This window comes from Sporomusa sp., assembly GCF_035561155.1.
Classification (GTDB): domain Bacteria; phylum Bacillota; class Negativicutes; order Sporomusales; family Sporomusaceae; genus Sporomusa.
Window position 1 is genome coordinate 18954 of the sequence record NZ_DATMYD010000160.1, and the last position, 20982, is coordinate 39935.

The 20982-nt window shown below is 47.2% G+C and carries 26 protein-coding genes; 2 read left to right on the plus strand and 24 right to left on the minus strand.

The features are described 5' to 3' along the window. Window positions 1-120: 120 nt before the first annotated feature. From VN447_RS22085 to VN447_RS22140, 12 genes are all read right to left on the minus strand, one after another. Entirely contained in the window at window positions 121-471 is a 351-nt protein-coding gene (locus VN447_RS22085; protein WP_325528419.1) for a hypothetical protein, read from the minus strand. Further along, the gene (gene fliS / locus VN447_RS22090) at window positions 471-863 is read right to left on the minus strand and encodes a flagellar export chaperone FliS (protein WP_325528421.1); all 393 of its coding nucleotides are present in this window, start codon (window positions 861-863) and stop codon (window positions 471-473) included. The genes VN447_RS22085 and fliS overlap by 1 nt, the downstream gene beginning before the upstream one ends. 40 nt (window positions 864-903) lie before the next feature. Continuing rightward, window positions 904-2406: a flagellar filament capping protein FliD gene (gene fliD, locus VN447_RS22095; protein ID WP_325528423.1), complete on the minus strand. Its 1503-nt coding sequence runs from the start codon at window positions 2404-2406 to the stop codon at window positions 904-906. Window positions 2407-2427: 21 nt separating this feature from the next. Then, window positions 2428-2784, minus strand: a complete 357-nt coding sequence (locus VN447_RS22100) for a flagellar protein FlaG (protein WP_325528425.1) — start codon at window positions 2782-2784, stop codon at window positions 2428-2430. Between the two features lie 95 nt (window positions 2785-2879). Then, on the minus strand, window positions 2880-3113 hold the full coding sequence (csrA, locus tag VN447_RS22105) for a carbon storage regulator CsrA (protein ID WP_325528427.1): 234 nt from the start codon (window positions 3111-3113) through the stop codon (window positions 2880-2882). Between the two features lies 1 nt (window position 3114). Next, window positions 3115-3579 (minus strand): flagellar assembly protein FliW, encoded by a 465-nt coding sequence (gene fliW / locus VN447_RS22110; RefSeq protein WP_325528429.1) that lies wholly within the window; start codon window positions 3577-3579, stop codon window positions 3115-3117. A gap of 44 nt (window positions 3580-3623) precedes the next feature. Beyond that, window positions 3624-4184 carry a DUF6470 family protein gene (locus VN447_RS22115; RefSeq protein ID WP_325528431.1) on the minus strand — a complete coding sequence of 187 codons (561 nt, stop codon included), beginning with the start codon at window positions 4182-4184 and terminating at the stop codon, window positions 3624-3626. Between the two features lie 18 nt (window positions 4185-4202). Next, window positions 4203-5105, minus strand: coding sequence for a flagellar hook-associated protein FlgL (gene flgL / locus VN447_RS22120; RefSeq protein ID WP_325528432.1), 903 nt, complete (start codon window positions 5103-5105; stop codon window positions 4203-4205). A gap of 14 nt (window positions 5106-5119) precedes the next feature. After that, window positions 5120-6955, minus strand: a complete 1836-nt coding sequence (gene flgK, locus VN447_RS22125; protein WP_325528434.1) for a flagellar hook-associated protein FlgK — start codon at window positions 6953-6955, stop codon at window positions 5120-5122. 31 nt (window positions 6956-6986) lie between these two features. Further along, window positions 6987-7475 carry a flagellar protein FlgN gene (locus VN447_RS22130; RefSeq protein ID WP_325528550.1) on the minus strand — a complete coding sequence of 163 codons (489 nt, stop codon included), beginning with the start codon at window positions 7473-7475 and terminating at the stop codon, window positions 6987-6989. Window positions 7476-7502: 27 nt separating this feature from the next. Further along, window positions 7503-7796 carry a flagellar biosynthesis anti-sigma factor FlgM gene (gene flgM, locus VN447_RS22135; protein WP_325528436.1) on the minus strand — a complete coding sequence of 98 codons (294 nt, stop codon included), beginning with the start codon at window positions 7794-7796 and terminating at the stop codon, window positions 7503-7505. Window positions 7797-7931: 135 nt separating this feature from the next. Continuing rightward, the gene (locus VN447_RS22140; protein WP_325528438.1) at window positions 7932-8327 is read right to left on the minus strand and encodes a flagellar protein; all 396 of its coding nucleotides are present in this window, start codon (window positions 8325-8327) and stop codon (window positions 7932-7934) included. Between the two features lie 242 nt (window positions 8328-8569). Between VN447_RS22140 and VN447_RS22145 the strand changes: the two genes are divergently transcribed. Then, a complete protein-coding gene (locus VN447_RS22145) occupies window positions 8570-9226 on the plus strand; it encodes an HD-GYP domain-containing protein (protein WP_422663600.1) in 657 nt (218 codons plus the stop codon). A gap of 2 nt (window positions 9227-9228) precedes the next feature. On the opposite strand, the gene VN447_RS22150 is transcribed toward VN447_RS22145, so the two are convergent. The 9 genes from VN447_RS22150 to VN447_RS22190 all read right to left on the minus strand — a co-directional run bounded on the left by VN447_RS22150 (window position 9229) and on the right by VN447_RS22190 (window position 17749). Further along, window positions 9229-9885: a ComF family protein gene (locus tag VN447_RS22150; protein WP_325528440.1), complete on the minus strand. Its 657-nt coding sequence runs from the start codon at window positions 9883-9885 to the stop codon at window positions 9229-9231. Beyond that, window positions 9879-12101: an ATP-dependent RecD-like DNA helicase gene (locus VN447_RS22155; protein WP_325528442.1), complete on the minus strand. Its 2223-nt coding sequence runs from the start codon at window positions 12099-12101 to the stop codon at window positions 9879-9881. The genes VN447_RS22150 and VN447_RS22155 overlap by 7 nt, the downstream gene beginning before the upstream one ends. A 975-nt stretch (window positions 12102-13076) precedes the next feature. After that, window positions 13077-13235, minus strand: a complete 159-nt coding sequence (locus VN447_RS22160) for a hypothetical protein (RefSeq protein ID WP_325528444.1) — start codon at window positions 13233-13235, stop codon at window positions 13077-13079. A gap of 159 nt (window positions 13236-13394) precedes the next feature. Continuing rightward, window positions 13395-13736: a hypothetical protein gene (locus tag VN447_RS22165; protein WP_325528446.1), complete on the minus strand. Its 342-nt coding sequence runs from the start codon at window positions 13734-13736 to the stop codon at window positions 13395-13397. A gap of 1 nt (window position 13737) precedes the next feature. After that, window positions 13738-14046 (minus strand): hypothetical protein, encoded by a 309-nt coding sequence (locus VN447_RS22170; RefSeq protein WP_325528448.1) that lies wholly within the window; start codon window positions 14044-14046, stop codon window positions 13738-13740. A 206-nt stretch (window positions 14047-14252) separates the two neighbouring features. Continuing rightward, window positions 14253-14465, minus strand: a complete 213-nt coding sequence (locus VN447_RS22175; protein ID WP_325528450.1) for a DUF2922 domain-containing protein — start codon at window positions 14463-14465, stop codon at window positions 14253-14255. Window positions 14466-14507: 42 nt separating this feature from the next. Next, a complete protein-coding gene (locus tag VN447_RS22180) occupies window positions 14508-14732 on the minus strand; it encodes a DUF1659 domain-containing protein (protein WP_325528452.1) in 225 nt (74 codons plus the stop codon). A gap of 349 nt (window positions 14733-15081) precedes the next feature. After that, complete coding sequence (locus tag VN447_RS22185; RefSeq protein ID WP_325528454.1) at window positions 15082-15672, minus strand: sigma-70 family RNA polymerase sigma factor; 591 nt, start codon at window positions 15670-15672, stop codon at window positions 15082-15084. 160 nt (window positions 15673-15832) lie between these two features. Further along, window positions 15833-17749: an ABC-F family ATP-binding cassette domain-containing protein gene (locus tag VN447_RS22190; protein WP_325528456.1), complete on the minus strand. Its 1917-nt coding sequence runs from the start codon at window positions 17747-17749 to the stop codon at window positions 15833-15835. A gap of 176 nt (window positions 17750-17925) precedes the next feature. On the opposite strand from VN447_RS22190, the gene VN447_RS22195 reads away from it, so the two are divergent. Beyond that, window positions 17926-18513, plus strand: a complete 588-nt coding sequence (locus tag VN447_RS22195) for a hypothetical protein (protein WP_325528458.1) — start codon at window positions 17926-17928, stop codon at window positions 18511-18513. A gap of 5 nt (window positions 18514-18518) precedes the next feature. On the opposite strand, the gene VN447_RS22200 is transcribed toward VN447_RS22195, so the two are convergent. From VN447_RS22200 to VN447_RS22210, 3 genes are all read right to left on the minus strand, one after another. Next, window positions 18519-19001 carry a hypothetical protein gene (locus tag VN447_RS22200; RefSeq protein ID WP_325528460.1) on the minus strand — a complete coding sequence of 161 codons (483 nt, stop codon included), beginning with the start codon at window positions 18999-19001 and terminating at the stop codon, window positions 18519-18521. A gap of 60 nt (window positions 19002-19061) precedes the next feature. Continuing rightward, window positions 19062-19733 carry a response regulator transcription factor gene (locus VN447_RS22205; protein WP_325528462.1) on the minus strand — a complete coding sequence of 224 codons (672 nt, stop codon included), beginning with the start codon at window positions 19731-19733 and terminating at the stop codon, window positions 19062-19064. Between the two features lie 183 nt (window positions 19734-19916). After that, on the minus strand, window positions 19917-20711 hold the full coding sequence (locus tag VN447_RS22210; protein WP_325528464.1) for a tyrosine-protein phosphatase: 795 nt from the start codon (window positions 20709-20711) through the stop codon (window positions 19917-19919). Window positions 20712-20982: the final 271 nt, after the last annotated feature.

Here is a 20982-nt window from a genome sequence, read left to right on the forward strand (position 1 = left end):
TTTTGGTCTAATCATAATAATTTTAACTGCAATCAATGTGTATCCCAGGAAAAGTGTTCGGAACGCAAACTAAAACCGGACTAAACGCCCGGTTTGTTTATCAACTATACTACTGTCGGGTTAACTTTGACGATTGACTCTAATACCTGTATAACCTGTACCCAAGTTGTCATAAGCATTTACCACCTGGTGGCGTTGCTTACTATTGTTGTATAGACGTTGCAAAGCACCCGCAATTGTTTTGTTTTGGGTTTCTATTGTCGAAAGCAAATCACGGCCTTCCATAGATGTTTTGAAAACATCTTCCGGCAAAGCTGTAATAGCGACCTGAATCGTGTCCCGCTGATCCATTAGCTCTAAAAACAGCTCCAAGTCTTGTTTCAATAGCATTTTGGCCATTTCCCGGGTCAAAAAGGCATATTCCTGCCAAAGTTGACTGGCTGACCGACCACCTTGTGGCATTAACGTCATTACCGTGCAACCGCTCTTTGTGTCTTTGCCAATTTCATGGCCTGCACCCAGGTATCCCGCAACTCTTGGAGCACGTTTTTAGCTTCTTCTAACTGCGATTTGTCCTTTTTTAGATTGGCCTGAATCAGGCGATACTCAATATAGTCATAAAGCTTGTTATAGCCTTGAGAAATTTCATATTGCATGTCTAAAGTCGCCATAAATTCGCGTACGATGGCCTGAGCCCGTAAATTTGAGTTATGGGCTTTTTCCATATTGCCATGGTCAATAGCCTGCATGCTTTCAGCAATAAACCGGAGAGCCCCATTGTAGAGCATTAGGGTTAGTTCTTCAGACGATGCGGTCATAATCTGCTGATGTTTATAGGTATTAGCCATATTGGCAGCATTCATGTATAAATCCTCCTCAAAATGCATGGGAATAGCAAACTGACTAGCCTAACTGCGAGCTCAGCCAGCTGCTTTGTTGGGTTAACTTACTTAAAGCCGTTTCCATGGCGTTAAATTTATTGTAATAGCGGTCTTCCGTATCATTGATCCGATCATTAAGAGTAATCATCTGCTTATCATAATCTCTGATTAAGTTAGCCAGTGTACTCTTGGTATCACCACTGATACCAGCGGAATAGCCAGCTTCCACCCCAATTTTGTCCATAGTTGTTTTAAGAGTGTCATATAGGCGGACGGCAATCCCTTGTTTGCTGCTGGTATCACCGCTTGTAGCAAACAGCTTGTTGATAATGTCAGGATCTTCTTCGAGCGCTTTTTTAAGCTTAGTATCATCATCGAGGTGCAGCTTGCCGTTCTCGGAATAATCGCCTGTAGTTATACCAAGATTTGAGAGGCTGGTATATTTCCCGGTTAGGCCCGAAACTGGACTGTAAACCGCACTTCGCATTTTCATTACTGCATCTTGGAGAGTGGGGTTGCGGCGTAGCGAACCGCTCTTTGCCTTAGCTTCCCAAGCCGTTACTTCAGCTTCACTCATAGCTTTCTTTTGATCAGCAGTGAGTGGCAAATAAGCTTTGTAACGATCTTCAGTAAGTTCGGAGTTGATTTTGCTTAAGGTATTATTGTAAGCCTCGATAAAAGCTTTAACATTAGCTATCGTTTTGTCATTATCGGGCTTGACGGTAACAGTTGTTATTCCTTCCCCTTGAAGATTGTAGGTGACCCCGGAAATGGTAAAAGTGTTAGTGGACTGAGTTACCATGGCATTATCTAACGTAAACTTAGCATCTTGTCCCTTATTATCAACCGGATTAACGTTTAGCTTAAGGTTATCCTGTAAAAAACTCATTCCTGCAGGGTCACTGCCTGTAAAATCAAGTGTTGTTGAAGCACCAGTGTTGGTAGTAGATAGGAAAAACCGGTCAAGCGTTGTGTCATAGCTTGCTCTAACATTAATACCCGCACTGTTAATATCACTAACAACCTGGTATATACTCTGGCTGGTATCGACAGATATCTCTTTAGATGATGAGCCATTGGTGATTTTTATTTTAAATGTGCCGTTTAAGCCTGTAAACTGGTTAGCAAGAGTATCTTTGGCAGCACCAGTAGTAATAGTGTCATCGGTTGTAGTGGTGTTGTCTGAGCCTGCGCTCGTCAAAGTCACACCTTTAGCTAGTTGAGTAACATTAAGACTATGGCTGATGTTAGCAGCGTCAGCCACAGCAGTTGCCTTAGCTACTGTTTCATTTGACGAAGTCGTCTGCTTAGGCGCCACCGTGCTGCTCATTTTATAATTAAAAGCAGTATTGCGGAAATCGTTAATACCAGTATACATGGTATTATAATCAGCCTTTTTCCATTCCACTTGCGTCTTTTTCTGAACTAGGCTATCATAACGAGCGCGCTGCGCTTTCATTAAGTCCTTGACCAATTGGTCAACGTCCAAACCTGATCCACTTAGTCCATAAGTGCGTGTTGCCATTAAAACCCCTCCTTAGTTCTGCTAGACTTTTTTATCTAGTAAAATCCCCACATATTCTTGAATTCCAGCTATAGTATCAAGCAGTTCATGTGGTGGAAACTCTTTCAAAACTTTTTGTTCTTTGGTATCAACTACTTGTACAATCAGCCGCTGGGTTTTTTCGTGCAGAACAAATTTTAGATCAGCATTTATAAGCTGCATAAACTTGTTAAGTTCACCCGTCATTTTTGACAGATCTTCTTTATTAATTTTTTCATCCCTGAGATTGGTGTTATCTGCAGACTTGAATCCAACTTCAGTTGAGGCCTGTTCTGCCGGGCTACTACCTGCTGTTCTGACCGAAGGATAGGCCATAACTTTGCCTGTATTTATTTCCATACCAACCACCTCAATTTACTACTTCTCTATGTATATTATCGGAAGACTGAGAAAAATCTTTAGCGGTTTTTATAAAAAACAGGACGCGACGCGTCCTATTTGAGGGTCCTGATGTCTTTCAGTATGTCCATATTGTTCAAATGAACCGGGCTAGCAGACTGTTTGTTCTCAGCTATAATCGCCTCATAAATTTCGCCCCGGTAGATCTTTATTTCCTTCGGAGCTTCGATTGCCAGGCGGACACTGTCACCTTTAATATCTACCACAGTAAATATTATATTATCACCAACAATAATGCGTTCGCCAATCTTCCGAGTAAGAGCAAGCATGCTATTCCTCCCCCTTGGCGACCGGCCGGTCTGTTGGTAATCCTTGAGGGAAGAGACGGTGGCGCACGGTATAAACTGGCTTTTCCAATACTATTTGTTTGGCAGAGCGGGTTTTCCAGTTAACAATAATTGGTGCTATGAGATTTGCAGTCATTTCATCAATTTTTTCCGGTATGCGAACAATGTTGAATATGCGGGGTGGATTATCATTAGACAGTTTAAGTTCTAATAAGATTTCCTCGTCCAGTGTAAAAGAATAATCTTGAAAGAAAGAAAATGGCTCAACAATTACAAAGGTAAGGTCAGGGTCGGTTACTGATTGAAGAAAAGCAAAGGGGCTATCCGGCTGATACGGAAGAAAGGCAAAAGCATGTTCGTTGGTAAAACCTGGAATACCATGTGGGAATCGGATAAGTTCGTTATCTATAATCTCTATTTGTCCAAAACGCGTTGACTGGATAAGCATGACGATCCTCCTAAGAAAGCATGTGTAGAACTAAATTCCAGGCTTTATGTGGATAAATCTATTGTGCTGTCTGTTGTCCACATTGTAATACTAGGGTATTGAGCCATACGTATGTTAACCTCGCCAGGGCGATAATCATAGTCGACCGTACCAGGCTGTATATTGATTGTGAGATTTCCTTTCACGGGAGTAAACTCAGGCTTATGCGCGATATATTGAATAATCGGTTTTTCTAGGGGAGCCCAAGTAATCTCAGGTACGGGCGGTGAGTTAGCATCTGCAGCAATATTAGCTATAGCAGCCTCTCCAGACTCAATTGCAGCCATACGGTCGCCTTCCTCAGCAATGCGCCCCACTGCTTCCAGGGCAGTTTGTCGTCCGAGTTCGGCGCGGTCACGCAAAAATTCGCTATGATCTTTTATCCCATAAGAGGCTCTAAAAGGTCTGTTATCAATTTCCAATTCGCCCCTCGGTTGGCGGATTTCAAGTTTTGCTGCCTGGGTTTCCATACTAATTTTAGGTGAGGTAGTTTTTATTCCAAGATATGGACGCTCGGTGGTCATTTCGATTTTTGCATATTGTTGGGAGATGTTAAGTCTGATCATATTTATCCCTCCCAAAAATTATTTTAAGAAATCAACGAGCGACGGCGGCATGATGCGGGACCCTACTGACAGAGCATTTTTATAAACGGTCTCACTTGTTTTAAAATCAATGATGGCTTTAGGTATATTGAGGTCATCGTTAGCTGCAACATTGCCGGTAATAACAACATTTGCGTTTTCCAGCATAGATTGAGCCAATTGGTAAGAAGACATCCGGGCGCCAAGCTGAGTATAAACTTCCAGTAGCTTGTTGTGGTCTGCCTCCAGATTAGCCAAACCAGTATTTAAGACAACGTCTAAGTCAGGTGATCCAGTTTGAAGCTGATTTTTAATATCAATCATATGTTGCAGCATCTCATTGTTGTCACCAAATATATCTTTACCTGTTAAATTTACGCTATCCTGGGTTGGCGTCGTTACGCCAGGCTTGATTTGCATGGATATCTTATTATTGTCCCCTTGATAGGTGACCGTATTACCATTTCTAACAAACGGCTGAGTCTTATCCTGCTGACCAGAGAATAAATACCGGTCACCTATTTTGGAATTACCAACAACTATGGCTTGATTTATCAAACCATCCATCTCGGCTGCAATGGCCTCATAGGCAGCAGCAGGCTTTGTACCATCAGCGCTGATAGTCAACTCTTTAAATCTGGTAACAATCGAACTTAAACTACTCATGGCACCATCGGTATTATCCATCCAGGATACAGCATCACTAAGATGCTGGGAATATTGCTCATTCTCAACCAAACTGACGTTAGCCCTCAGGCTGCGAATGGTTTTAACAGGATCGTCAGACGGCCGGTGTAGTTGTTTGCCATCAGCAAGTTTTTCCTGGATTTCGTTCTGCCGTTGCAACGATTTATTCAAACTTGTTAAAAAATTATATGTTATCATATTATTTGTGACACGCATTTGCAACTACCTCCTTACCTTCCCACGGTGCCAGTGCCGTTAATAAGTTTATCAAGCATTTCATCCATAGTAGTTAATATCCTTGCTGCGGCATTATAGCCTTTTTGGAACCTTATCATATTACTCATTTCTTCATCAATGTTGACACCTGACACAGATTCGCGCCAATTAGTTATTTGTTTAACTAACGTTTCCTGGTTGTCTGTCAAGCGCTTTGCATTCTGGGTCTGGACACCAAGGGCGCCGATGAACGAACTATAGAAAGTGTCAAGTGAAGACTTGCCCAGTAAATCTGATGAGTCTACTTTTAGACGATTAGCCATGTTAATAGCGTTATCACCAGCAGCATTGCCTTGTGGAACCGTAAATGAATAGGTATTAGTTGACGTATTATTAGTATTAGTTTCGATTGAGATTTTAACACCGTTACTCAAATGAAATGAACCATCTGGATCAAGAGTTGCACTTACTACGGCCCCACCATCCACTGAATAGTTAATGGTTTGAACCTTACCTGTAGCATCAACAGTCCCTAGTTCTACATTATATGCCTTATAGCCTGTTCCACCGGTATAACCGCTATACAAACCGACAGCAGCTTTGCCGGCCGCACTGTTACTTTGTTGAATAGTAACATTATCGGCAAATGTCTTGGCTGCAATCCTGGATACACCGCTGGTTGTGTTAAACAAATCAGAATTAACCTGAAGTGCCTTTATCCACTCAGATGGCGGAACATCTTTGGCGGCAGCAACTCCGAAAATTGATGTCAAATCGCTAGCGCTATAATCCGGATCGGCATCCCCGCCCTTGCCGAAAAAGTTGTTGCCGGTCGAATTATCAGTACCAAAACCGGTGCGATGAACAGCGTTAAACTCCTGTAATAAAAATTGGCTCATTGTGGCTAGCTTGTTCAAATAGGCTTTAACCCCAATATCGCTTTCCCGTGCCTCACCGCTTGAGTTTGCAACCGTCTTATCTCTGGCATCAAGCAATCCTTTGACTTCACCATTGGTAAAGTTAATGACAACACCGCTGGCAACATCTTTAACATCGACGACTTCATAACCATAATCCGGGTCTTTGCGTGATTCGACCTTTAATTTATTAATGTCATTGCCGTCTACCAATACAAGTCCGGACGACTGAACAACATAGTTGCCCACCTGGTCTTCGCTTACCCGAACATTAATCATCTGCGACAGTTGGTCAACAAGATAGTCACGTCGGTCTCTAAGGTCGTTGGCATGGTCGAGTTTGCCAACCTCAATACTAGTAATCTGCTTGTTTAAAGACAGCATCTCTGATGTTATTTGGTTTATCTTGTCAACACGAATGCCGATTACGGTATTAATATCGGAAACCATATCTCTCAGTTGAGTATTGGCCTGCTGGATAGAATCGACCAGTTCGACAGCACGTTCTCTGAGCGCTGTACGTGCACCATTGTCTGAGCCGTTGGTAGATAAGGTATTCCACGCTTTCCAAAAGTTATTAAGCACGGTCTGCATACCTGTCGCTGTAGGCTCTTGAAATACACCTTCGATTTTGCCTAATGTATCCTGGATAGTCTGTCCATATCCCAGCGTAGATGTTTCTTTCCACATCTGCTGGTCAACAAAGGTATCCCGTGCCCGTGTAATAGACTGTGTTGCCACGCCGATGCCGAGCTGTACCTGACCATTCCCGGTATAAACTGTCTGTGGGTTCACAGTGGCCAGATTGACGCGCTGCCGGGAAAAACCCTCGGTATTGGCGTTAGAAATATTGTGCCCCACTGTGTCAAGGGATATTTGTTGGGCAAAGAGGCCCCGTACAACTGTATTTAAACCTCCGAATGTCGAACTCATACTTATCCTCCGTTTGGTGTGCTCGCTATATTTATGCCCTGGTGTCCAAAATGGAACGGCTGGGACCACTCGGTGCAGTCTGGCCTTTCGGCACGTAAGTGGGTCCTACGGCGCTCTGGCTCAGAATGTTGATGTTATAGTTAATAAAGTCTAGGGATTGTTCTATCAGTTTGGTGTTAAGCTCATTAATTTCAACAAGTTCTCTGGTTACCCTATCAAACTTTTCACTCAATGCTTTTAGTTTATTTGACGTTTCGCTGTCGGCGCATTCAATCAGTGCCGACCAGGCTGTTTCACCAGGAGCTAAACCTGCCGCCGCCGCAAGTTCACGAGTAAGCGTTAAGCGCATGGTTTCCAGTTTGCCTGCTTCAATGATAAGGACCTCTTCTTGCCTGGTCAGCAGATCAAGGTCATGCGGCTTGGCTTCTACCAGGATATCGCGCTTTTTCTGACTTAGCTTAAGTAACGCCTGATAGAGTTCCAGTGTCTGGTTCAGGAGAATAATCAGTTTATCCCACATAGCTGTCACTCAAAACAGCCCCCTTTTCTAATACAGGCGCTCATTTTTGGAATAGGCAATAATTCTGTCGACAAGTTCCCGGGAGTCCACTTTATACTCGCCTTTAGCAATCTGCTCAGAAAGCTCTTTCACTTTATCTTCTCGCACTTCAGGCAACCCTTTAGCCGTCCGGAGAATCTGGTTTAACTCCTGGGCATGACTGGACAAAATGACCTCGTCCGGGCGCTGAGAGGGGCTTCCCCCTTGGCTTTTGGAGCTTTTAGAAACTTTGGATTGTTCACCGTAAATCTTGGCAATGTTTTGGATATTTTTGATATTCATTAGTGAGCACCTCACAACTCGGGAATTCTTAATTATAATATCGACAGAAACGGCGGGGTTATTAATCCCCGCCACACGCAATTACAGTAGTTTATTCATCTATTTTCATGCTATTTTAACGTTTTTCTCTGAATATCAACGCTTATCATTATCCAATTCTTTTCCATACATACGCGAGCGGGTCTTTATCTCAGGCTCATGCTCTTTATGACGATCCTCAGTTCTTATCTGATCCAGAATATTTTTACTGCATTTATCGCATAGCCGTCCCTCCTCAATAGGAGAGCCGCAACTGTCGCAGGGGTAGGAGACGCCGCCGACAATACGGCCACTGCGGAGGAGACGCAAGATTATTTTGTGTTTGACTCCAGTGGCATCATGGATTTCTTCCAGGGTTGCTTTTTTGACATCTCTCAGGTATTCTATTACTTTTTCCGCATCGTCTTCTTGTCTGCGGTAGCATTCCGGACAAAGCCTAGCTGCATTTTCAACATAAAGCTTGCCACATTCCGGACAGTTATCTAATCCCATAACGCTGCCCCCTTTTACTTCCAATGACTTTATTATATAATATTTTAGTCTAGTTAGCCTAGGTCTTTAGACTCATTTCGAAAATAATAGACATTTTTTTATTTTACCAAGCAGGATTATGACGGTTTTTGGCTAATTAACAATATTGCTTATTTTGTAGCTTTTATGAGTGAGATTGCCACATCGTACTTCCAGTGAAGCAATCTCGCTCTTCGTTTTAATATTACGGAAAACCAGGCAGGGTGGATTACGGAAATGTAACCTATGCGCTGGTCTCCAACGAAAGGCAGTTTGTCGTGTATATGCTGACGCTAATGCAGGATCCTGAAATTTATGCTGGCGATACAGAAACGGTCAATGGCATAATTGGCAATTTTATGCAGCTTATTCAATTAAAAAATTCTAAACTTTTTTTACACAGTCATCAGGTAGCCAATTATGCAGTAAGTGTTGCTGCAAAAATGCGTCTGCCCCGGGAAGAGATTGAGCGCATCCGCATGGCAGCACTGTTACACGATATTGGACATATTACGGTGCCTAACCAAGTGCTGTCCAAGGTGCCGTACCTCTCAACCCGTGAGATGAGCGTGTTCAAAAATCACTGCAATGCAGGCAGCTGCATGTTGGAGAACATCCCCTCCTGCCAGGAGCTGATTCCGTATATCCGCTATCATCATGAACGGTTTGACGGAACAGGCTACCCCAAGCGGCTAAAAGGCGTTAATATCCCGCTCGGCGCTCGCATCATCGCTGTGGCCAACCACTATGACCGGTTTATTAACCCTTGCACTCAGAATTGGGTAAAGACCAAGGATGAGGCGGTGCGCGAGCTACTCAGCCTGTCAGGTATGGCCTTTGATCCTGAGGTTGTCAGGGCGTTTATTGATGCGTTGGGGTAAGACTACCGCGCCCCGCTGGCCAGCGCTAAGCCCTTTACCTTAATCGCCCCGGCCTGTTTCAATACCACGGAACACTCATTCATAGTGATGCCACTGGTAAATATATCATCCACCAATAGAATACTTTTACCGATGATAAGCTCAGGGCGCGTTACCTTAAACGCGCCCTTACTGTTTTTGCGCCGTTCTTTCAAACTGAGCTCCCATTGGGGAGCGGTCGCTCTTGTTCGCTCTAAGGCATCCAGCCAGATAAGACCTTGCCGCACTGCCCATGGTTTAAAGATGAGCGCCGTCTGGTTAAAGCCACGCTCCTTAAGACGCTCAGCATGGAGCGGCACAGGCACTACCGCGTCGATTTCATGATAGCGACCAGGTGCTATAGCATGGTCGAGCAGCCGGCTATGGCGTTCGGCATACTTAGTGACGCGGCGAAATTTCATGTCACGAATTAGGCGTTGGACAGGACCGGAATAGTCGGCAACTGCCAGGCATTCATCCAAGGACGTCAGGTTATGGATCGCCAAAGCCACCTGGCTGGCCTTGGCTAATTTCCCCATACATGCCTGGCACCAGCCGTGGCTGTCTGCCCATTGCCGGCAAGCCGGACAGCGCTGCGGGAAGAGTAGCGAGAGTATCGCCTCAAGCCAGTCCTTTAGCATAAACTTTCGCCCCGCAGACGTTCGGCCAGCAGCGAATACCGGCGGCGCGTCCTGTCACTCATAACCGCGGTATTGAGCGCAGCCCGTGTGCCAATGAGTATCACGCGCTCCTTGGCCCGGGTAACCGCAGTATACAGCAGGTTGCGCTGCAGCATAATGTGATGGCCTGGTGTAAGGGGCATAACGACAACCGGATATTCGCTGCCCTGGCTTTTATGGACGCTCATGGCATAGGCCAGCGTCAGCTCGTCATGCTCGCCCTTATCGTAGACGACGTCATCTTCTGGATATCGCACAAGCACTTTGCCATCGGCAATGGCCACGATATTGCCGATATCACCGTTAAATACTTTTTTGCCATAGTTGTTGCGAATCTGCATGACCTTATCGCCTTCACGCAATATCTGATTAACACCTTGGAGAAAATCCTTGCCCTCTGCAGGCGGGTTTAGCGCCGCCTGCAGCAGCCTGTTAAGATTCTCGACACCACAGGGCTGACGGTGCATCGGCGACAATACCTGCACTTCACGCCAGATATCAAACCCTTCCTGGGCAAGCTCAGTCTGACACAACTCCACGACCGCACGCGCAGCAGCCTCACTATCAGCCAGTTCACGGAACTGAAAATCGGTACTACCGCACTCAGGTGCGCGCCCCCGGTTGATACGGTGGGCATTAAGCACAATCATGCTTTCCCCAGCCTGGCGGAATACCTCAGTCAGCCGCACTACGGGGATGGCCTCTGAACGAATAATATCTTTGAGTACCGAACCCGGCCCCACAGCAGGGAGCTGGTCGACGTCACCGACAAGCACCACCCTGCAGCCATCAGGTACAGCCTGCAGGAAACAGCTCATTAACAGCATATCCATCATCGATGTTTCGTCAACAATCACCACATCGGCGTCAAGCGGATTATGCTCGTCCCGGGCAAACATCGGTTCATCCTCGGCCCCGCCCCCGGCCTCCAGCAGGCGGTGGATGGTCATGGCCTCCCGCCCGGTGGTCTCACTCAGCCGCTTGGCCGCCCGGCCGGTGGGCGCACCCAGAATAATTTTACCCCCCTGCTGTTCCAACAGGGCCAATATCCCGCGCACAGTCGTAGTTTTCCCAGTCCCCGGCCCACCGGTCAGCACCAGCACACTGTGTGACAGTGCCGCCGCCAGTGCCTGCCGCTGCGCCTCAGCCAGCGTAACCCCGCCTGCCGCCTCCCAGTCATCAATGAGTGCCGTGCTATCCACCCCGTCAATGGGCTTGGCTGCCTCCTTGAGCCTCAGCAGCCGTTCAGCGACCGCCTTTTCGGCCCGATACAGGTAGCGAGGATACACCAGTGTCATGCCGTGAAAGTCCTCGGTATAGAGTTTGCCAAGCTTGATCTGTTCGCTGACAACGCCTGCAATATCAGCCTTGCCAATATTGAGAAGCTTGGCGGTCTCCTCTGTCAGTGTTTCTTCCGGCACACAGCAGTGACCTGCCTGTCCTGTTTGCAGTAAGGCGAACTGCACCCCTGCTGCCAACCGTGACGAGTGTTCCCGGTCAAAGCCTACAGCCATGGCAATCTGATCAGCCGTGCGAAACCCGATGCCTTTTACCTCTTCCGCCAGCCGGTAGGGGTCTGATTCCAATACCGCCACCGAATTTGAACCATAGCAGGCAAAAATCCGGGCCGCATACGCCCCGGTGACACCATGCATTTCTAAAAACAGCATGACTTCTTTAAGCTCAGCCTGCTCGGCATAAGCTGTGCGAATCTGTTCCACTTTTTTACTGCCAATGCCTTCCACTTCAGCCAGCCGATGCGGGTAAAGCTCAATGATCTCAAGCGTCCTGGCGCCAAACTGCGCGACCAATCGGGCAGCCATTGCCCGTCCGATGCCTTTAATGGCCCCTGAAGCCAAAAACCGTTCGATTCCCTGCACAGAGGTGGGCGCGACCCGCTGGCAACGACCTGCTTTAAACTGCCGTCCGTAGCGGGCATGCTCCACCCAATCGCCGGTTAAAGCCACCTGCTCACCTACCAGCGGCGCTGGAAAACTGCCTGTAACAGCCACCGTGCCATTATCGCCGTCCGGCTTAAGGCGAAACACGGTAAAACTGCCGTCATTTGACTGAAAAGTTATATTTTCAACAATACCTTCAAGTTTGTTATCCACTATACTAACTCCCAAACGTAAGTTCCTTTTCTTATTCGCAATACTTGCAGCAAAGTCCTGCATTTTTTTTTGCCAGCCTTGCAGGATTTTTATCAAAAATGGAGTACTTTAAACATAAGTATAGTAATTGTTACATTAATTTACATTTTGTGAGGCATGTAAATCGTGAAAGAGTATATGTACACCTATCATTACTTCCAGAACCGCGCCATTGAACGTCCGTCACGCGCTGCCACCTATGTCTTCAATGTAGTACTTTTTTCCTCAACTGCGTACCTTGCAACCACGCTTCTTTATCTCATTCGGTAATAGGACCAAGGTATTGAAAAAGAGCCTAAGTTTATCATGCACAACAAACGACCTGTTTACAGTCATCTGTAAACAGGTCGTTGCTATTTGCCAGACTACAGTCTTTCAGCAATAATTTTGGTCCCTAGCAAACGCCAAGGGGGGTTTACCTATATCTACGCTAAATGCGTCCTAATAGCCCACCTAAACACGCGGCGCCCAAAACAACACTTGTAAGCCACGCCCGCACAAACACAAAGAGCCGTCCCAATATAGGACGACTCTTTATTGATTTAGAATTTGTAAATAAGCCCAGCTCCAACACCTTTTAATGTTGCGTAATCTCCGTCATAGTAGCGATAGTTAATGTTTAGCGCCAAATTTTTATTTATATCTTGGTTTGCGCCAATTTGCCATTCTGTAGCTATTGAACTATGCGTTACGGTACATTACCGCTCCATAAACCATTTACCCTCATCACAAACAAGTACACCTGCTTACCGGCAATTAGGCAATTATACAGCACTCCTAGCCCGCCTGCTTTTAAAGACGCACAGTGGCCGATTTTCATCCTTTTTATTTTACCGCGCACACCATCATGCCGTATACCAAATCTAAAGCATACTACCCCTCCCAAACGAAAGAATATTACAGCATATGACGTAAGTTCACTTTTGATGCCTTGAATTAAAAAACCGCCCTGGTCTTCCCCGAGCGGTAAGAAGGTCCCTGGTTTCCCAGGAGCTAAAATTACTCTGTATTCTGCTTTCTCTCCAATGCGCTGGCAATTCGTTGCAGCGCTTTACTTATGCCAGTTAACTGCATCAGAGCATAGATAACTACAACACCGTATAAAATCATGAATATCATCCCGAATGGGAAGAAACCGCCACCACCGTAACCCATCACAGCACCATCACTCCTTTTATTTAAATAGGATGAACAGTAACTATGGGTTTATACTACGGGTAACTAAAAAAGACGTACTCCGAAGGATTACCCTGTTTAGGTAGTTGCCCACAACATTGCAGGCTAACTCGGATTCATTAAAATATTTACTTCCCCTACTTATTCCCTCTCATGTAAATTTGGCGTACCCGTAGCCGCCTGCATCTTCCTGATCGCGGCCACATCTGCGTCAATCACCCATCCAATCAAGGCTGCCGGTACAAGAATCCGCCGCCAGCCCAGAACCTCATTGATACTCTGTATTGCAATCCTGCGCTTTTGCTCGTTCTCCATCCGGTCAGCAAACTTATCTATCTCAAGGATTACATTGCTGATCGTGTCCCGGAACCGGCAATCAGGCAACTTAGCAAACAGCACAAACAACGCCATAGCCAAAAGATTAGCCGCCAGCAATACGCCGGCGGCATAGTATAGAATTTGCATTTCTCCTGATAACGTCAAGTTAATGACCTCCTTTAAAAATAAAATTCAGCACAGTAAAAATTGTACCAATCACTGTACTGACGATTGTTGCAACTATACCCGCAGACTTATAGATTCCATCAATGCGGTGATGTGCCGATTTTGCACTTTCGGAACTTTGATAATTGGCTTTCCCTTGTTCTCTAATTTCCGCTTGGCAAGTGGGGCATGTTTGCAGCAACGAATACTGCTTTGTCTCTACCCGCGTGATTCGCCAGCAGTTCCCTGATATTTTAGTCTGGTCTCTGATATGATTTTCCAGCATATGCTTCAACGCTTGTTCGTCCACCCTCACCTCTCCCATGACATGACCGCAGAAGAAAAGCAGAATTTAGTAAAAGAATTTAGAGATTGTCTTCAAATGGGCACTTAATATCTTGGCATAGGGAAGCCGTAACTAGAGGCATAGCTGAGCAGTTGTTCCATATCGACTAACTCCCCTCTCAAATTATATATACAAAGCGCCCCGGCCTAAACCGGGGCGCTTTGCCAGGCTTATACCAAAGCCACGGTCTCGCGGCTGCGAATGCGGGCTTCTACCTTTTCTGCCAGCGCACTGCCTTTGATGACAAAGATATTCTTGGCGACAATGTCTTGCATGACCGCCTGCGCCTCGGCCAGCGTCAAAGCATCCTTAGGATCAGGCACGCTAAGGATAACCTCATTGCCGGCACCGGTGCGAAACACCATTTCCAGGGTTTTAATCATTGTTATTCCTCCTTTCTCCAACGGTTACGCTACCATTACCACTTACTGATTAATGAGATTGTTCACGTCCTGGCGGATAATATCCACCAGCGTGTGCTGCTGCAGACTGCCCAGCCCTTCAGCTACCGCGAAAACATCGCTGTCAGCTGCGCCGGACTTGACGTTGGCGAACGTCCGGAGCCGGAACACCGGATTGCCGGTTGCGTTTACGCCTGTCTGCACCTTCAGGACCACTTTGCCGCTCTGCGGCACTTTTACTACTGCCATGCTGCTCACCCCCTTACACTCTCATACATTCCGGCCAATTCCTTTTTTAAACGGGTGGGGGGAGATCGCTATAAAAAGAAAAAAACTACCCTATAAGAGGATAGTTTTACCTGCTATAATTGGATAAGGGACGAGTGTCAGCTCGTCCCTAAACTGAATACAGGAGGTGATTGCCATGCGCCTTGAGACTAAGCACTTCAAACTCACAGTCTCAGACGGGTTGCTTAGAATGATACTGCGTATCATTGCTGAGCTTTTCCGATAACCTCCGGTATTCATCCGAACGCTCCTGTTACAGCAGGAGCGTTCTTATTTATCCTATGCTTATTATACCCTTTATAGAATAAATTTAAAAGATATTTTTATCTAATTCCTTTTTTAAACGGGCTAACCCCCGTTGCCGCAAACCATATACTGCCTGGGGCGAAGTGCCCAGCTCGGCCGCCACCTCTGCCAGTTGTGCTTCACCCAGCAGGGTCTTGACTATAGCCACCCGTTGCTTATCAGGCAGCGTACGTAACGCTTGTTTGACGACCGCTTCAGTAGATTTAGCCTCTACCTCACTCTCAACATTACTGGCTGAAGCCAGTGTATCAAGCAAACCAGGTCCCTCGTGCTCCTCGCCACCCGTACTGCCACCGGTCAGCGTAATCTCCTGCTGCCAGCGCCGCCGTTCCCGCTTAAACAGATTCCACACCGCATACCGGACCCGGCTCTCAGCATAGCCAGCGAATCGTACGCCGGTTGCCTGATCGTAAGTTCTTACCGCCGCTGCCACGGCCAGCCAGCCTTCGGCAGCGGCTTCTTCTTTTATCCCTGCCAAATGCGGTTGATTGGCATATTTTTTCACCAACCCGGTAAACCGCTGGCATACCTCAGCAAACGCCGCCCCGCCCCCGCTTCCGGCCTGGGCTTCCATGACTAACTGTTCTAAACTCATTATCCTCACCTATCGGCGAGGAACCGGTCCCTCTATATTAGCGCTTGCCTACAGAGTACCACTGCCGGTGAGCCAAAAACAAAAGCCGACCTGGCCCAGGTCAACACCTGAGCCACGCCGGCACCAACAAAACGGACGCCATACCAGCGTCCGTTTACCGCTATTCCCCTGTAAGCTCCATCCAAGCCACATACTTTTCATCAAGCTCGGCCTGCCGTGCGGCATACGCATCAGCCAGTTCCCGGCTGAGCACAGCGTCGGCATGGCTGGCTGGATCATTTAACTTAGATTCAAGACAGGCTACTTCCTGCTCCAAGAGGGCAATCTCTTCTTCCAGCTTCTTAGTCAGACGGGCGGTATCCGGCTTACGCCAGCTACCTCCTTTACCGGTACCGGTCTGGGCCGTGCGCTCTTGCTTGCTGCCCTGTTTTTTCTCCAGGGCAGTGGCCTGAGTGGCCGCCTGGGCTGCTTCTTTTTCCATAGCCGCCTTTTTGTCGCGGTAGTAGCTGTAGTTCCCGGCATACTCGGTCAACTGCCCGCCAGTAAGCTCAACCACTCGGTTAGCTACTTTATCAAGAAAATAGCGGTCATGCGATACCGTCAGGAAAGTCCCCGGGAAGTTCATAATGGCTTCCTCGACAGCTTCCCGCGCTGAGATATCCAGGTGGTTTGTCGGTTCGTCCAGGATAAGGAAGTTTGCCCCTGTCAGCATCAGCTTTAAGAGCGCCAGCCGCGCCTTTTCCCCGCCGGAGAGATCACCTACCAGCTTGTACACCTCATCACCCCGGAATAAGAACGCACCAAGGTAGTGCCGTGCCCGTTCCTCGCTGAAAGCGAACTCGCGCACAACCTCATCAAGCACACTATTGGTAGCTGTTAGCGTCTCGTGCTCCTGAGCGAAATACCCCAGCCGCACCCGGCTGCCTAGCTTAACCTTGCCGCTGTTCGGGGTCAATTCACCTGTCAGCAGCTTTAAGAGCGTCGTCTTACCGGCCCCGTTAGGCCCGACCAGTGCAACACCATCGCCGCGTCGGACCAACAGCGACGCGCCGGTAAGCACCCTTTTATCACCATAACCTGCACCCACTTCCCCTAGCTCGGCTACTCGCTCAGCACACTCAGCCGGTGGATTAAAGGTAAAAAAGTCAAACCCGCACATATCCTCAGGCCGGCTAAGCCGCGCCAGCCGGCCTAGCTGACTCTGCCGCCCACGCGCCTGCTTGGACTTGATGCCGGCACGGTACCGGTCTATGTACGCCTCCGTCTTAGCAATATAAGCCTGCTGCTTAGTATAGGCCTTTTCCTGTGAGGCGAGCTTCTCGGCTTTCTTTTCCAGGTATTCGCTATAGTTGCCGTCATAGTCGGCAATGTTGCCATTCTCTATCGCCAGTATTCGTCCGGTCACATTGTCAAGAAAATACCGGTCATGAGAGATCACCAGCACGGCCCCTGAATACCCCAACAAAAACTCCTCCAGCCATTCCACCATACCTAAGTCAAGATGGTTAGTCGGCTCGTCCAGAAATAAAAAGTCAGGCTGGCGAATCAAAGCCCGCGCCAAACAAATCCGGGTCTTTTGCCCGCCGGAAAATTCATGGGTCCGGCGCGTCAAGTTTTCAGCCGCAAAGCCTAAGCCAAATGCCACCCGGCGCACAGTATTCTCGACCTCATAACCGCCGCCCCGCTCAAACCGCTCAACAGCCTGTGCATACTCCTTCATCAGCTTGTCGAGACTCTCCTGATTCTTCTCACTGGCAATCGCGGCTTCCAGACGGCGCATATCAGCCTGCCAGCCCAGCACATCGCCATACGCGCTCACCAGCTCGTCATATAGCGTATTATCACCCAGCGCGGTGTCCTGCTCGACATACCCGATCCGCTCGCCCGGAGCCAGCGCCACATTACCGCTGTCAGGCTTTTCAAAACCTAAGAGACAGCGCACCAGCGTCGTCTTACCCACACCGTTAGGCCCGATGAGTCCAACCTTCTCACCACGCCTGATTTGAAAACTAATATCTGAAAAGATGTTTTGTATACCATAGGCCTTGCTCAGGCCGCGAACTTCCAATAAACTCATGTGTCCCCTCCCTGTCTGCATTACTATTGTACCTATTAACAGCCGCCGACACAAGAGCGAGCTTGCTGCTATGTATCGCCACCCTCGCTCATTACCACTTGCCAATAAATTACTTTTCTGTTAATATAATAATCAGACCAGAACATATGTTCGTTAAGTTTGGGAGGTACTATACCATGATCCAAGCTCTGCCCGCCTATACGCGTATCGCAGCCATCGTGCCGTGCTACAGCGCCAGAGGCGACAGCACTATCATAATCGCAGACGATGGCAACACGACCACCCTTGATTCCCGTGTCCACGCCATTATCCGCCGGCTGGCCAAAACCCGGGCCGTTGACCTTGCAGCACTTAGAGCCAGAACCAGAGCCGTTACTGAGCGGAAAAATCTTGAGCCGCTGCCACTGGCGCCAGGGCTTATCCTTGTTCCAGTCAAAGTCCGCCAGCCTCGGGTAGCCGGCGACACGACCATTGGTTATGTCAACTTCCATGCTGTCACAGCTGTTTGTGTCAATAAAAATAAACCTTACCAGGCAACTGTCACATTGTCCGGCAAGACTGAACTTCCTGTTCTCTGGACGCCTGCTACCGTAAACCACCAACTGGCGTTAGCACGCCTGGCGGCCAGTACAGCCCCTACTACCCAGGCATTAGCCGCCAGCGCCTTTCACGAAAACTTTCCCGGCTATGCACCTGAACTGCTAACTCTGGCGGTAAAGCTGGTTGATGTCTTTAATGAAATATTATGTATGAAACAACGATAATAGCCTTAACCCTCCGCCCTACTCCTAACAGCCACGTCCCGTTTGTGTTGCCGCAGCAATGACGCCACGACCACCATAAATTCCTCCGGTTTAAGGCGACTGATCAAATCAAGCACATGCACCACTGAACCCCGGCAAAGCGGTATCGCATCAGCGACCGGCCGCTGCGACCTTACGGAATGGACAACCGTAAGTACCGGCATTTCACTGGCCAAGCGGTTTAATATAGTCGGGGTTAAATCATCTGAGCCGCAATCTACCACAACAACGTCAACGTCGTGACTGCCGTCTTCTATCTCATTAGCAATATACCGCATCAAGTCTTCCACTTCATGCTCCATGTTCTTAAGCACAATGATAAAACTAGCGTCAGGTAACCGCACCAATTCCAGGGTAGTAAACCAATTCCACACATCCTTAAGGACATACCATAAGCCATACAATGCCAGCGATACAATAATAATGCTCGCAGAATATGATAAAAACAAATTATCCTACCCCCTTCACTTGGGATAGGATAATATATGCGCAACACCCTCAATAGGTTATTACTCCAACACCACAATCTTATGCCTAATGGCGTAAAGCACAGCCTGGGTACGGTCAACAACATTGATCTTGCGGAAGATATTGGTCAGATGATTCTTTACCGTCTTTTCACTTAAAAACAGTTTTTGTGCGATCTCCTGATTGCTCATGCCCTGACCGATGAGCTGTAACACTTCCACCTCCCGGTAAGTCAGACGCTCTTCCTTACGGCGTTCAAGCATAACCGTGGTTTCATGCCGCCGCTCTTCTTGTCGTGAAATCTCGCCAAACAAGCGCTGCGCCAGTGTCGGGTAAATAAATGACTGACCCTCGAATACCGTGCGGATAGCCTTGACCAGCATGCCTGGCTCGATGTCCTTTAAAAGATAGCCAACGGCACCAGCCTTAATAACCTCGATTACATAATTCTCGTCATCATGAATGGTTAGAATGATTACCTTTACAGCCTTATTGACACTTTTAAGCCGCCGGGTTACTTCCAGCCCGTTCATGCGCGGCATATTCACATCAAGTAAAATTATGTCAGGCTTAAGGCACTCCACCTGTTTAATGGCCTCGTCACCATCAGCCGCCTCGCCAAGTACGAGAAAATCCGGTTCCAAAGACAGCACATTTTTAATCCCCTGCCTAAGGAGCGCATGGTCGTCGGCTATTAAAAGTTTTATTGGCAAAAACGCTCACCTCCTGCTGGGTATATGCATAATAACCGTTAATACTACAATATGTAAAGATAATTAGATGTTACGTCTAGACATTCGCTACCCTTGTCGATTCTCCTGCAAAGCTGCCTTTCCATTTATTGAGGATAAGACTAAGGTCCTGCCTTGTGGCAGGACCTTAAGCGGTTGTACTTACTATATTCCTAATTTAGTAAGTAACTTTTTTAAAATACCAGATTTTTTGCCCGGCAGTAGCAGCTTTATTTCAAAAACATCTACATCCTGATTATCAATAATGTTCTTGGGGTTAATGGTTAGAATTTGTCGTGCTTTTTCCAAGCCTATTAACCCAACAATTTTTTCAGCTGTTGTCGATAAATCAGGGTTACGACTCCTGGCACTGTGTGCATCAGAGCCAATACAATGCACCATGTCCCGGGTGAGAAAAAGCTCAGCCATCTTCATGCTGCGTTCGCCCATACGCCCCATAATACTAGACCCATTGACCTGAGTTAAGACTCCCCGTCTTATCCATTCCACCAGTATTTCCGGGTCTTTTGCAAGTACCGGATGGCGCTCAGGATGAGCCAGTACAGGGGTAATACCGCGAGCTTGTAAATTGAAGAAGAAGTCTTCGGTAAATCCTGGTATATCAATCGCCGGTAACTCAACCAGCATATAGCGGCCGCTGTTAATGCAGTAAGGCCCCGGCCCTTTAACAATATCTAAAATATCCCGGTGGATAGCAACCTCACCACCTGGATAAATAGGTATATTCATCCCGAACTTGCTGCCTTCTTGTTTAAGTAACTGACACCCTTCAATTATTTGCTCCCAAGCAGGCAACCACTCCCCTTCAATTACATGCGGAGTCGCTACAATCGCCTTTGTACCGTTTTTTTGGGCAATCTCCAACATTTTAAGCGAAGTATCCAAGTCTTTCGCACCATCGTCAATAGCTGGGATAATGTGACAATGCAAGTCTAGCATTTAATAGTAAATCTCCTTTAAGAAGGTAACTTCAACTTCCAGTGTAGCTTTGTATGTTTGCTTTGTCAATCGTTCACTTTTAAGCAAAAAATAAACTCCAGACATCTCTTTACCTGGAGTTTTATCAATTATTTACTTTTTGTTTTTCAGACACTTTCATACCGAAGTGTCTTTCCTAAACACATTTCCCACAATACCAGTACATAAGTCCTATTGACAACCACTATAAAGATTATAGCCCTGTAGTTTGGAAAAAACAATCTAAACTTTT